Consider the following 13076-nt stretch of genomic DNA (forward strand, 5'->3'; position numbering starts at 1 on the left):
GCAAACAAGAAAAGGCGGCCTGCAACGGCCGCCTTTTTTTTGTGCGCTTGCAAGGCCGCGCGCGCTCTGCCAAAAACAATCCAATATCAAATTGGAGAGTATGAATGCGTTTAATCTATTTGGCCCTGATTCCAGCTCTCGCGCTCGGCGCATGTAAGAAAGTCGACAGCGAAGTCGATAGCTCATCATTACCCGAAGTATCGGTACCCGAGATGAGCGATGCGACAATGAAGGAAATTACCGAGAAGTTATCGTCGGATGAATTTGAAGGCCGCGCTCCTGGAACTCCGGGTGAAGAGAAAACAATCACATACCTTGTCGACAAGTTTAAGGGTGCCGGACTGGAACCCGGCAATGGCGATAGCTGGTTTCAAAATGTTCCGCTGGTTGAAATCAGCGCGAAAAACACCTCTCCGCTTACCTTTACCGGCAAAGATGGCGCCAGCATGAGCTTTGCTGAGCGCAAAGATTTTGTCGCAGTCACCTATCAAGAACAGCCAAAAATCGATGTGAAGGACAGCGATGTCGTTTTTGTTGGCTATGGCATCAACGCCCCTGAAAAAGGCTGGAATGACTATGAAGGCGTCGACGTAAAGGGTAAAACTGTCATAATCCTGGTCAATGATGCGGATTTTGGCACGGAAAGTTTGGAGGGCGAATTTGGGGGCCGCGCCATGACTTATTATGGACGCTGGACCTATAAATTTGAAGAAGCCGCACGGCAGGGCGCAGCAGCCGCGCTAATCATCCATGACGAGGCACCTGCGGCTTATGGTTGGAATGTGGTGGAATCGAGCTGGACCGGACCGCAATTTTATGCGCAGACCGCAAACGGCGGCGCGGATCAAACAAAAGTGAATGGCTGGATCCAAAAGGCAGTAGCAGAAAAACTATTTTCAGCCGCAGGTCAGGATTTGAACAAGGCAATGGCAGCCGCCAAAACTAAAGGATTTAAAGCCGTTGATTTGGGGATGAAAGCGTCACTCAGCTTCGAAAATGAATTTGCCAAAAAGGACAGCAAAAATGTCATTGGCATTTTGAAGGGGGCAAAGCGGCCCGACGAATATGTGCTATATACCGCGCATTGGGATCATCTTGGACGCTGCACAGCTGCCCCCGATGGCGACGATATTTGCAACGGCGCGGTTGACAATGCCACGGGCACCGCTGCTCTCGTCGCATTAGCCGAAGCTTTTAAAAAGCAGGGCGCGCCTGACCGGTCCGTCATCTTCTTGGCCGTTACGGCGGAGGAAAGCGGATTATTGGGGTCAAAATATTATGCGGAAAATCCGGTCTATCCGCTGTCAAAAACAGCGGGCGGGGTAAATATGGACGCGTTTTCAATGACGGGTTTAGCGAAAAACCTGACCGTTATCGGTAAGGGCAAATCGCAGCTGGATGCCTATGTCGCAGCGGCGGCCAAAATTGAAGGGCGCACGCCCGATGCTGAGCCTACTCCTGAAAAAGGATTTTACTATCGCTCCGACCATTTCAGCTTCGCCAAACTTGGCGTGCCCATGGTCTATTTCGAAGGGGGCGATGATCTGGTCAATGGCGGCAAGAGCGCGGGCGAGGCAGCAGCAAAAGATTATACTGAAAACCGGTATCATGGTCCCAAAGATGAATATAATCCAAATTGGGATTGGTCCGGGGTGATGGCTGACCTTCGCCTTTATTACCAGGTCGGCCGGATGCTCGCCATGACCGACACTTGGCCGAATTGGAATGAAGGTGACGAATTCCGTGCGACCAGAGACAAAAGCCGCGCGGAAAAATAATCGCCGATAAGGGCTGAATATAATGACATATCGTATGCCCGCCGAATGGGCAGCGCATGAAAAGGTGTGGATCGGATTTCCCAGTCATGAAAATGCCTGGGGACCGCCTCTTGCGGAGGCGCAGCGGCAAATGGCTGCCTTTGCCAATGCCGTGCATGATGGCGGCGCTGGCGAAACTGTCTATTTAATCGCAGGCAGCAGCGAAGCGGCTTTTTTTGCCAGTGAAATGACGGTGCCCGGCGTCCATGTTGAACAATATAGCATCGGCGATGTGTGGCTGCGCGATACTGCCTGCATCATCGTGTCCGATGGGGATCGGCAGCTCGCCCGCAATTTTGGCTTTAACGGTTGGGGTGACCGTTACCATTATCCCGGTGACCAAAGCATCGGCGCAGAATTGGCCAAAGCACACGGATTTGAAGTTACTCAGTGCGACTGGATATTAGAGGGCGGATCAATCGATGTAGATGGCGAAGGTTTGGCAGTGACGACAACCGACTGCTTGCTGAATCCAAACCGCAATCCAGATTTGACCAAGACAGATATTGAAGCCCGGCTTGAGCGAGATTTGGGTATAGATCGTCTGTTATGGCTGGGTGATGGATTGGGCAATGACCATACAGATGGGCATATCGACAACCTCGCCCGCTTTGTCGCCCCCGGTCATTTGGTCATGCCGTCGGCAAGTGGTACAGATGATCCCAATGAAGCAGTTTACGACGATGCAAGGCGTCGCGCCGAAGAATTTGGATGCCAGGTTAGCTTAATCCCGTCGGTCGGCAAATATGAACAGGACGGCGAAATTGTTCCCGCGAGCTATATGAATTTCTACATCGGAAACCGCGTGGTGGTGGTACCCGTGTATGGCAGCAAATATGATGATGACGCATTGTCGGCGCTTGCCCCCTTATTCCCCGGACGACGCGTTATCGGCCTGCCAGCGGATGCGATATTGACCGGCGGTGGCAGTTTCCATTGTTCCAGCCAGCAAATTCCATTGGTTTAGGCTTGGCATTATCGCAGCAGCGCTTCATATAAAGGCTATAGAAGATGAGGAGAATTCCCCGATGAAAACCATTCTTAAAACTGCGCTGGCCGTATCGGCTATCGCCCTATGCGCGCCCGCAACGGCTTTTGCCAACCATCATGCCGGCACAGAAGCGCCAATGCCCGCCGCTGATGCAGCATTGGTTGCCGTCATCAATGCGGATATTCGCAAAGATGATATGGCCCGTGACAAATATCGGCATCCGGCAGAAACGCTGACTTTTTTCCAAGTTAAACCTGACCAAACGGTCGTGGAATATTCCCCCGGCGGCGGTTGGTATACCCGCATTCTTGCCCCTTATGTGCAAGAAAAAGGCCGTTATATCGGCGTTAATACAGATACGAGCAGCGTGACTTTTAGCGATCCCGAACGGGAACAGCGTGCCAAAGCATGGCCACAACAATTTCCCGCTACGGCTGCGAAAGAAGCGGGGGTTGATGCCGCCAAAATCATGGCATTTGAAAGCGACGAAGTGCCGGACGATGTCAAAGGCACCGTTGACCGGATCCTGATATTCCGCTCTCTGCATGGTATGATGAACGGCAACCGCGCCGATAGCGAGGTCAAAAATTTGCGCGCCATGCTCGCCGATGACGGCATGATCGGGGTCGTGCAGCACCGTGCGAATGAAGATGCCGGTTATGAATGGACCAATGGGTCAAAAGGATATTTGCGCCAGTCCGACGTGGTGGCCTTGTTCACCATGCACGGCTTTGATTTGGTGGATAGCTCCGAAGTGAACGCCAATCCCAAGGATACGAAAGATTATCCAGATGGCGTGTGGACTTTGCCGCCGGTGCTTGGGGCGGATAAGGAAAATGAAGCAAAATATCTAGCGATTGGCGAATCTGATCGCATGACATTATTGTTCCGAAAGCGGCCCTAATGGGCTCTGCCAAATTCGCCGCTAAATCGCTACCATTGGCCGGTGCCCTGTCGCTGCTTTTGCCGGCCTGTTCTGCGCCAGATGATCGGCGTATCCGCCGCGGTCAGCGTCGGCACCGACATCAACGTGGTATCTGTTTCGGTTGATTTCGCACTGGAGCCCAAATGACCCGTAACATAACTGTCGCCGCGCTGCAATTACCGTTAAGCGGCGGGGAAAGAGAAAATATTGATGCGGTGAGCGATCTGATATCGCAGGCCGCTTCCCATGGCGGGCAGATTATCCTGCCCCCTGAACTATTTTCCTCACCCTATTTTTGCAAATGCGAGAATGAGGAGTTATTTGCCCTCGCCCGCCCGACTGCCGAACATCCATCTGTAAAAGCTATGGCCAAGTTGGCAAAGCAATTGGAAGTCGCAATCCCCACAAGCTTTTTTGAACGTGATGGGCCGCATTATTATAACTCACTGGCGATGATTGACGCGTCGGGGGACATCATGGGCGTTTATCGCAAAAGTCATATTCCCGATGGACCAGGATATGAGGAGAAATATTATTTCCGGCCAGGCAATAGCGGGTTTAAAGTCTGGGACCTATTTGGGGCGCGTATCGGTATCGGTATTTGCTGGGACCAATGGTATCCCGAATGTGCACGCGCAATGGCATTGATGGGCGCGGAATTGCTATTTTATCCCACCGCCATCGGCACCGAGCCTGAAGAACCCGATCTGGATACCCGCGATATGTGGCGGCGGGCCATGGTCGGCCATGCCGTCAGCAACGCTATGCCAGTGATTGCCGCCAACCGGACGGGAAGCGAAAATGAACATGGCGGCCCTGCGCAGACATTCTATGGAACCAGCTTCATTGCCAATGAAAAAGGCGACGTGGTGTGCGATCTGGATGACCGTGAAACGGGTATATTGACCGCGACATTTGATTTGGACCTTGCCGCCAAACACCGGGCCAGCATGGGGTTTTTCCGTGACCGCAGGCCCGAATTGTATAGCCGCCTGACGAACGATTATTAGGGTCAAGACTGCTTACCTCAACGTTAACAACCCCTCTGCAAACAGCGTTAATAATATGTTACACTCTGTCTCGCTTTGGGGCGGACCACTATGGCCGCTGGTTTTTACCTGATGATTTTGCAAAGCTGCGTGCGATCAGAAGGAAAGGATGAAGGTCATGACAAAATCTATTATTTCCAATCCTATCGCGCGGTGTTTTTTGCTGTTGTCCGCTGTCTGTTTACCGGCGTCGCTGGCCGCTACGCCGCGTGTCCATACGGTCGCCGAACTGGATGCTCCGCTTTATTATGGAGAATATTTCTGGGATGAAAGCGGGGCACCGCGGGCGCGGGCAGAGATCGTTGTCGATTTAAAAGAGGAACAAATCTACGTCTATCGCGGCGGCGTGGAAATTGGCCGCGCGGTCATAACCCGAGGCTGGGAAAATTATGAAACGCCAACAGGCACCTTCCCGATATTGGAGAAAGACGCTGATCACTATAGCAGCACCTATGATAACGCGCCCATGCCATATAATCTGCGGCTGACATGGAAGGGAGTTGCCATTCATGGCGCAGATGTTGACGACGAATCGGCTACGCATGGCTGCATCGGCGTGCCGTTGGAATTTGCCCGCACATTATTCAACAATGTCCGCGTTGGCGATAAAGTGGTCGTGACCCGCAACTGGATGCCCGACGCCTATCGCGGTAAATAACAACGGTTCAGCCGCCCGCAAATTTATCGGGTCAAAGCCATTTATATATGCCCCAATTTGGCATAAGTCTGCGCGGTGACCTCAACATCAGAATATGTATATCTCATCGCCCTTGGCTCCAACCAACGACACCCAAATATGGGCGGGCCGCGGCGGATCATTGCCCATGCGTTTGATGCGCTGGAAACGGCCGACATCAGCCTGTTTGATTGCTCCTCGATTATCAGCAGCGCACCGGTGGGCCCGTCCCAACGGCAATATGCCAATGCGGCGGCAATTATCATCAGCCCCTTATCCCCGCCAGAGCTGCTGCTCCAGCTCAAATCATTGGAAGCCCATTTTGGACGACGGCAATATGGTCAGAAATGGCGTGCGCGGATCCTCGATATTGATATCATCCTTTGGTCTGGCGGAGTTTGGAGCGGCGCGAATCCAGCGCTACATATACCCCACCACCATATGCAATCGCGCTGCTTTGTTTTGCAACCCGCTGCACAAATTGCCGGAAATTGGCGTGATCCCATCGGCGGATTGCAAATAAAACATCTTTTTCACCGAATAAAACGTCCAAAGCGGGTTGACCCACGAAGCGCAGCCAATTAGGGGAAGCGCTCTCGATCGCGTTCCGAATATGCTCGGCACGCTAGGGGGCCCTTAGCTCAGTCGGTAGAGCAACTGACTTTTAATCAGTAGGTCGCTGGTTCGAACCCAGCAGGGCTCACCATTATATTAAAATTTTTTAGCATTTTTAGGTGTCTCCAGTTAGGTTAGACTGGACTTGTAACGGTTTCATTCCGGTCACTAAACTCATTATGCCGCCTTGGCTTCGAATGCGAGCGGGCTGATGCCGCCCAGATAAGAATGGCGTCTCCGGGTGTTGTAGAACCCTTTGATGTACTGGAAGATGGCAGCCTCCGCGTGTCGCCATTTTGGCCATTTCTACCGCCAGATCAGCTCCGCTTTCAGACTTTTGAAGAATGTCTCGGCGGAGGCGTTATCATAACAATTACCCTTGCCGCTCATCGATGGACGCTATCCCATGCCCCTGTAGCGGCGCTGATAACCATCTAGCCAAAATATATATATTCACCGGTTGTCGGAATATTGCAGTCTCCATGCGCGTCAAACCGAAATAGGACGGCGTAGGAATGACGTGCAGCAATCTTCAGACGCGTCCGATACTTGCTGCGCAGCGGCCAGCAACGAGCAATATATCTGGCCCAGTTATCGCTATTGGTCAGGCGCTGCGCTTGCGCATTTTCCTAAACCCAATACGCTACTGAAACGTCGCTTCGCAGCATTCGATAATCCATTGGCGGACGCGCTTCATGATTTTGTTGTTTCGGGTGTCGCGGTGGAACACCAAAAAAGGCTTTCTGTCCGGCAAAGGAGCGGAAGGAATACGAACAAGTTTTGCCGCATTTGCCAGAAATGCGGGAAGCGGCGCAATGCCGAGGCCGTTTGTTGCTGCGTGGGTTAGCGCGCGAACGCTGCCTGCGCGCAGCCGCACCATCTGCTCCAGTCCGGCATCCTTTAGCCAGATGTTTTCGGGGATTTCTCCGAAGGCGGAATCATACCAGAGCAGATATTCATTGCCCAATTGCAAGGCCGCCGGATCACGCCCGTTCAAATAAGCATGAGATGTATAGAGACCCAGCTCAATTGTTTGCAGCTGTCTGGTTATGAGTGTGTCTGCGCGCGGTCGGGCGAGGCGCACTGCAATATCGGTATTTCCCGCATTCAGATTTGCTGGTTCGTTGGAGGTTTCCAGCTCGACCGATATCCCGGGCACTGCTTGATAAAGCTTGGGCAAATTGGGAGCGAGCACATCCGCAATCATGGATTCGGTTGAGGATATGCGAACGGGAGTTTGCGTGAGCCCCAGATTTATGGCCCGCGCAGCCCGTGAAATTTGGTCAAGATGAAGCGCGCCGGATTTTGCCAAGTTCAGTATCGAGCGCCCCTGATCGGTTAGGCTGGTGCCGCTGGGGCCTCTTCGCAGTAACTTGAAACCAACTGCCGCTTCCAGGCTGTCTATACGGCGGCCCAATGTCGCCACTGATAATCCAAGGCTCCCGCTTGCGTCAGTAAAAGATCCTTTGTCCGCAATCACGGTAAAGCATCTTATGGCGTCCCAGCTTGGCTCCTGCATATTTTCAATCCTGAATATCTAATTTGCATTTATGCACATAGCGGCATTTGTCCAAAACCGCCAGCATGCCTTCACATAATGGAGAGTTACATGACGCACAGACTATCGCGAAAGATCCCCGCTTCCTTGCTATTGGGTCTGGCCGCGTGCACATCCCCGCCTCATTCTGGATACCAAGCCGTTTTGGTGGAAGTCCCGCGTCCTAACGGGCTCAGCGATACCGAGCTGGATACTGGATTTCGCCAGGCAATACCCATCTACGAAAAAGTACCCGGACTGCTGCGCAAATATTTTGTACGTTCGCAGGTCAGCTTTGGCGGTGTCTATCTGTGGGCGGACCGCGCCAGCGCGGATGCATTCTACAGCGCAGCATGGTCTGAACGGATCGCAAAAACATATGGGGCGCCCGCAAAACTGACCTGGTTTGATGTGCCGGTTACGACCGCAGGCGGCTCTGGCGGTGAAGCGGGCAGCGATGCTGTCGTGGCGATCGTTAAAGTCCCCGCACCTTGGTATGCGCCGCGCAGCACAATTAATAAGCGTATGGCAGAAGCGGTGCCGGTTTTTGCCAAGCAGCCGGGGCTTGATTTCAAATATTTCACGATTGCCAATAAAAAGCTGGTCGGCGGAATATATCTGTGGACTGACCGGGCGAGCGCGGATGCATTTTACAATGCAGATTGGCACGCGGCCATCAAGCAGAAATACGGAAAGCCAGCGGCAGTCGAAATGTTTGATGCCCCTGTTCAAATCACGCAGCCGGGCGGCCAGTGATGAGCAGATTGAGTTTTTTAAGCCGGTTGGGTCTTCGCCTTGATACCAAGGGCGCGCGCAACCGTATGGCCCAATATAAAAATGGCTGGCCTGCGCAAAGTTCGCCGGACATCAAATTCTACCGGAGTCCATTGGTGCAATATCGTTACCGAGAGCAAGGCGAAGGACCCGTCATTGTGTTTACGGCGGATCCGCCGGTGACGCTGGAATTATACGATGAGTTACTCGCGATATTCAGCGCGCGATTTCGTCTGATCGTTGTTGAGCTGCCCGCCATGGGATTTTCGGCGGCGGACAAAGATTATACTTTTGGCTTTCGGGAGACCAACGATGATCTTGCGTTGTTCCTTAAGGACGTTGCTGGCGAAGGAGCGATTTTGGCGTTTTCCTGCGTCGCTGGATTGGCGGCCGTTGACCTTGCCGTGCGCAGATCAAAACTGGTGTCTAAGCTTGTCCTTATGCAGACCGGAGACGGTGAGGCTTTCGCGCGTTGGAAAACGGCACGCGACCCCAAAGGCATATTGGCGCGGCCGATAATCGGGCAATGGATTATGAAACGTTTGGCCCCAAAACGGATGCCGGATTGGTACAGGCTTTCTGTTGGTAACCGCGACAAGATTGACCATTTTTGCAGCTGCGCGCAGGAATCATTTGATCATGGCGCCTTATGGTCGCTCGCCAGCGCCTATCAGGTTTATATGGACCCAAGCGTTGCCCTGCCCGCGCCCAAACAGCCAATCCTCGCCACATGGGGCTTGGCCGACCGATCACATCCGCCCGTCAATGCAAAAAGTCCAATGAACTTTTCCAGCAATGTTACTTATGTTGCGTTCAATGACCTTGGGCATTTTGCTGAGCTTGAGGATACAAAGCGGCTTTTTTCTATCATTTGCACATTCGTGGATGGTTAATCATGCTATGTTCGGTGCATCACCCCTTAAACCGGATAGCAAGTCATTTATCTGTCACATTTTTATTAGATATTTAATTTTTGCATTATCTGAGAGAGGAGTTGCAAATGTCAGTCCAAGCTTCCCCCAAAAAAATCGTCATGATTGTGTCGAACCCAGCGGTATCTCCTGTGACGCAGTGGCCCATCGGTTTTTGGTGGGCAGAGCTTAGCCATGCTTGGGCCGAGTTCACCCATGCCGGATATGAGGTGACCATCGCCTCGCCCGATGGCGGTGATGTGGAAGCCGATGGCTGGAGCGATCCCGAGCATGAAAGCGGGTATGCGGCGCAGGATATCATCTCGCTCGGTTTTAAGAAGTCACCTCTGACCTCCGCGCTGATTAAGGATACGCCAAAGTTATCTTCACTCGATCTCGGCACATTCGATGCGATATTCCTTGTCGGCGGACAGGGCCCTATGGTGACGATGGTGGACAACGAACCATTGCATAAAATAATTGCCGATTTCTATGAATCGGGCCGGATTACTTCCGCTGTCTGCCACGGGACCTGCGTTCTGCTCAAAACCAAATTGTCGAACGGCGATCTGTTGGTGACGGGCAGGACATGGACTGGCTTTGCCAACAGCGAAGAGCGTTACGCCGAAACGGCAGCTGGCATGAAGATACAGCCTTTCTGGATTGAGGATGAAGCCATCAAGATTGCGGACACTAACTTCATCACGGGCGGACTGCTCGCCGAATTTGCTGTGCGGGACGGCAATCTGATTACCGGGCAGCAGCAGGTATCAAGCGCGGCCGCCGCGCGCAAAGTCATTGAGGCCTTGGGTCGTGGCTGAAAAAGAAATGGCTAACCCGACTATCCGAATTGAGACCCGCGAACAGCTGCTTTACACGCTGACCGAAGCGGCGGAGATTGAGCATAACCTCATGTGCTGCTATCTTTATGCCGCGTTCAGCATGAAGACTGGCGAAGACGAAGGGCTGAACGCGGAGCAATCCGAAGCGGTCAAACGCTGGCGCCAGTCAATCGTTCATGTGGCGGTGGATGAGATGACGCATTTGGCGCTCGTTTCGAACCTGATGGTCGCCATTGGCGGTGCGCCGCATTTCGGACGGCCCAATTTTCCAATCACTCCGGGCTACCACCCCGCCGGTGTACAAGTTGATCTTGCGCCGTTTAACGCCGATACTCTGCAGCATTTTGTGTATCTCGAACGGCCCGAAGGTTCCGATGAAGTGGATGGTGACGGCTTCGCCTCGGCGCTAGCCTATCACTGTGAACTGGGCTCAGCACAGCGGCTTATGCCTAGCGGGCAGGACTATGAAACCGTTGGTGAGCTGTATCATGCCGTCGCCCAAGGGCTTGCTCACTTATGCGAACGTGACGGCGAAGATTGCATTTTCGTTGGTGGAACCGAACGGCAAGCGCTGCATCCATGCGCGCCACTGTCTCACCGGCGCGCCGCGTACTTTTTTGGCGAATGTTGAAGGGCCTTGGCTCAATCCGGATTAAACCGATATCGATACGCTTGATAGCATTGCGCGTATGTGCCCTTCCGGCGCCATTCAGATTGACCGGAAGGATGGCAACCCGGCCGAGCAGCCGCCCGAAGTCAATACCTGCCACATCCGCGAGAGCGGTCCGCTGGCCATCCGCGCAACCTTGATAATCGATAGTAAACTGGACGGATACCGCGCGACATTATGCCGGTGCGGGCAGTCAAAGAACAAGCCCTATTGCGACGGCAGCCACCATGACGCCGGCTTTGCCGCGACGGGCGAACCAGAGACGGGCAAAACGGATGCCCTGCAGACGCGCGGCGGCGCACTTGACATTCGCCCGCAACGCAACGGCCCGCTGGCGGTTACAGGACCGCTGGAAATCTGTTCCGGAACAGGCCGCGTGGTTGCCCGTACTCAAGCAACCCGCCTGTGCCGCTGCGGGCATTCCGAAAATAAACCGTTTTGCGATGGTTCGCACGCGCGCGCCGGTTTTGTCAGCGAATAGCGGTCAACGGAGCGCAATATTATGGCAAAACGCCCAGCCATCTTCCAAACAGGATTAAGCGAGAAGAACCGGTTGGAAGCGTTCACAAACCGCGTGCTAACCATAATTATCACAATGGGCGGCATTTGCTTTTTCACCAAACTTCTGCCTCCTCCTCTTCGGGCTTGTCGGTAAGGCGATAGCGCAGCTGAGCCGATGAGTTCGGTTCCAGTTTCACGCGCCAGATGTGTTTTCCTTTGCGTTTGAAGACCGAGTTAGAAAAGCGAGCATAATTGTAATTTCGCACTTCAAATTCCACCTCAATCAAGACGCTGTCGGACCCGTTATTTTTAACAGTCATTTCTTTGTCAGCCCAACCATGTCCGGTGGTTATCGTATCGGTATCAGAGCCGATTTTATAATCGTCACCACTGGGCAGTTTTATTTCAACATCTTCTCCGATAGATTTGTCTTGAAGGACCGATTGTCCCAGTAATTGCCGTCCTTGCGAACCAAGTTGGAAAAGCCCCACTTGGCCCTGTGGCAGCGATTCGCCGCCGCCATTGGCTCTGCGATTTTCAAAACGGAATATAAGCTGCGGATTGTCAGCGCCATTGCCGTAATGCGGAATTTTGAACAGGGTCTCGCCCTTCAACTGCCGCGGTTCCAAAAAGCGGACCTGCTTCATACTCTGGGCCAGAACATCGGTTGAAAAAGGAATGGTATAGAGTTTCAAATCACCCAGGTCTGTGCGCTCCACTCGCCTTGTGCCAGTGACAACAATAACTTCATCATCCCCCCCGCCGTATCCATCATCGCCGCGCCGTTGAATGTTAAAAATTTCGTTGGTATCGGCGATGGAGGGCGATGCCAAATTGGCAAGATAGGGCGCGCGGCCCGTTGTGCCTTGCGGCCAACATTCAAAGCTAATGTCGATATTATCGCTACTGTAAGGATCATTTTCTTTCTCACGCTCCAACGCATCTGCGTCGTGGTCGCTCAATTCCGCACGGGCGGTAGTTCCAGCGACCGCACTCAATTCTACTTTCGGAAAACTGGTTCTATCCTTGCTGGCTATTGTCATCCAGCCAAAGAGGCGCAGCGATTGACCGTCAGGCGAAAAGGTGGCCACATAATCGGCCTGCCAATCAAAATTATTGGCCAAATAAGCAAGCGTAACCGTCATCTTGCCGCCCTTGTTATCGGGCCGAGTGGTCATTGACAAAGTCGGCTTGGCGGTTAGGTCCACGGGCACTCCGGGGAAAAGGATGGTGCCAACACCATCGCTGCAATTCACCGCCTCATAACCGCGACCGGTTTTCAGGATTAACCGGTCGGGCTGTGACAGGATTGTTGCTTGCTCTTCTCTAATCTCTCCCGTTTTGTCATCGGTAACCCTGATGGAAACAAGCTGCCCTGTATAGGCGTCCAGCAACCCACGCTGCGACAATAAGCGGCTATCGAAATTTTTCTCTTTCCAAGAATCTGCTTTCATCAATATGGCGCTTTGCGGAATAATGCCGCTGGCTACACCTTCAAAACGGACGGTGACCTGCCCTGGCGGCAAATTGATCGTCCGCGTTTCGGTAATCATCGCAAAGCCTTTTAAGGGCTCTTCATTCTCTGGATCAAACTCCAGAAAATCATTCTCCCTGGTACGCGCCGAACGATAGATTGTAACTGTCCGCGCCGTCGGCTCTGGTGCCACGACAATATGCTTGCTTGGCACAGTTTGGGCTTTCAGGCCCGCTGCGCTGCCGAAAGCCACATATAAACTACACAGAAGGAAGATAAGGCACCGCATTGCGG

General features: G+C 53.0%; 13 protein-coding genes, 1 tRNA gene and 1 pseudogene. 12 read left to right on the plus strand and 3 right to left on the minus strand.

Translation table 11 applies throughout. The annotated features are described in order from the left end of the window. Window positions 1-104 precede the first annotated feature (104 nt). From ACFOWX_RS09085 to ACFOWX_RS09115, 7 genes are all read left to right on the plus strand, one after another. Window positions 105-1778, plus strand: coding sequence for a M28 family metallopeptidase (locus ACFOWX_RS09085; protein ID WP_381423362.1), 1674 nt, complete (start codon window positions 105-107; stop codon window positions 1776-1778). A 22-nt stretch (window positions 1779-1800) separates the two neighbouring features. After that, on the plus strand, window positions 1801-2784 hold the full coding sequence (locus ACFOWX_RS09090) for an agmatine deiminase family protein (RefSeq protein WP_381423364.1): 984 nt from the start codon (window positions 1801-1803) through the stop codon (window positions 2782-2784). A 61-nt stretch (window positions 2785-2845) separates the two neighbouring features. Then, on the plus strand, window positions 2846-3712 hold the full coding sequence (locus ACFOWX_RS09095) for a class I SAM-dependent methyltransferase (protein WP_381423365.1): 867 nt from the start codon (window positions 2846-2848) through the stop codon (window positions 3710-3712). 164 nt (window positions 3713-3876) lie between these two features. Next, a complete protein-coding gene (gene aguB / locus ACFOWX_RS09100; RefSeq protein WP_381423367.1) occupies window positions 3877-4743 on the plus strand; it encodes an N-carbamoylputrescine amidase in 867 nt (288 codons plus the stop codon). A gap of 157 nt (window positions 4744-4900) precedes the next feature. After that, a complete protein-coding gene (locus ACFOWX_RS09105) occupies window positions 4901-5440 on the plus strand; it encodes a L,D-transpeptidase family protein (RefSeq protein ID WP_381423369.1) in 540 nt (179 codons plus the stop codon). A gap of 75 nt (window positions 5441-5515) precedes the next feature. After that, complete coding sequence (folK, locus tag ACFOWX_RS09110) at window positions 5516-6043, plus strand: 2-amino-4-hydroxy-6-hydroxymethyldihydropteridine diphosphokinase (RefSeq protein ID WP_381423371.1); 528 nt, start codon at window positions 5516-5518, stop codon at window positions 6041-6043. A gap of 45 nt (window positions 6044-6088) precedes the next feature. Continuing rightward, a tRNA-Lys gene (locus tag ACFOWX_RS09115) sits at window positions 6089-6164 on the plus strand. Window positions 6165-6250: 86 nt separating this feature from the next. Here ACFOWX_RS09115 and ACFOWX_RS09120 read toward each other — a convergent pair. Together ACFOWX_RS09120 and ACFOWX_RS09125 are read right to left on the minus strand one after the other, a co-directional pair. Beyond that, window positions 6251-6466, minus strand: a pseudogene (locus ACFOWX_RS09120) (IS3 family transposase); the annotation flags it as partial. Window positions 6467-6716: 250 nt separating this feature from the next. Further along, window positions 6717-7592: a LysR family transcriptional regulator gene (locus ACFOWX_RS09125; protein ID WP_381423373.1), complete on the minus strand. Its 876-nt coding sequence runs from the start codon at window positions 7590-7592 to the stop codon at window positions 6717-6719. A 90-nt stretch (window positions 7593-7682) separates the two neighbouring features. Here ACFOWX_RS09125 and ACFOWX_RS09130 point away from each other — a divergent pair, with 90 nt between their 5' ends. The 5 genes from ACFOWX_RS09130 (at window position 7683) to ACFOWX_RS09150 (ending at window position 11288) form a co-directional block, all read left to right on the plus strand. Further along, on the plus strand, window positions 7683-8366 hold the full coding sequence (locus tag ACFOWX_RS09130) for a YdhR family protein (RefSeq protein WP_381423375.1): 684 nt from the start codon (window positions 7683-7685) through the stop codon (window positions 8364-8366). Beyond that, the gene (locus tag ACFOWX_RS09135; RefSeq protein ID WP_381423377.1) at window positions 8366-9277 is read left to right on the plus strand and encodes an alpha/beta fold hydrolase; all 912 of its coding nucleotides are present in this window, start codon (window positions 8366-8368) and stop codon (window positions 9275-9277) included. Before ACFOWX_RS09130 ends, ACFOWX_RS09135 begins: the two co-directional genes overlap by 1 nt. Before the next feature lie 107 nt (window positions 9278-9384). Continuing rightward, the gene (locus ACFOWX_RS09140) at window positions 9385-10116 is read left to right on the plus strand and encodes a type 1 glutamine amidotransferase domain-containing protein (protein WP_381423378.1); all 732 of its coding nucleotides are present in this window, start codon (window positions 9385-9387) and stop codon (window positions 10114-10116) included. Continuing rightward, window positions 10109-10768: a ferritin-like domain-containing protein gene (locus ACFOWX_RS09145; protein WP_381423380.1), complete on the plus strand. Its 660-nt coding sequence runs from the start codon at window positions 10109-10111 to the stop codon at window positions 10766-10768. The genes ACFOWX_RS09140 and ACFOWX_RS09145 overlap by 8 nt, the downstream gene beginning before the upstream one ends. A 58-nt stretch (window positions 10769-10826) precedes the next feature. Next, window positions 10827-11288, plus strand: a complete 462-nt coding sequence (locus ACFOWX_RS09150; RefSeq protein ID WP_381423382.1) for a CDGSH iron-sulfur domain-containing protein — start codon at window positions 10827-10829, stop codon at window positions 11286-11288. A 133-nt stretch (window positions 11289-11421) separates the two neighbouring features. Here the strand turns inward: ACFOWX_RS09150 and ACFOWX_RS09155 are convergent, their stop codons facing one another. After that, entirely contained in the window at window positions 11422-13071 is a 1650-nt protein-coding gene (locus tag ACFOWX_RS09155) for a DUF4139 domain-containing protein (protein WP_381423384.1), read from the minus strand. Window positions 13072-13076 lie beyond the last annotated feature (5 nt).

It is taken from the genome of Sphingorhabdus arenilitoris (genome assembly GCF_042651485.1).
Classification (GTDB): Bacteria; Pseudomonadota; Alphaproteobacteria; order Sphingomonadales; family Sphingomonadaceae; genus Sphingorhabdus_B; species Sphingorhabdus_B arenilitoris.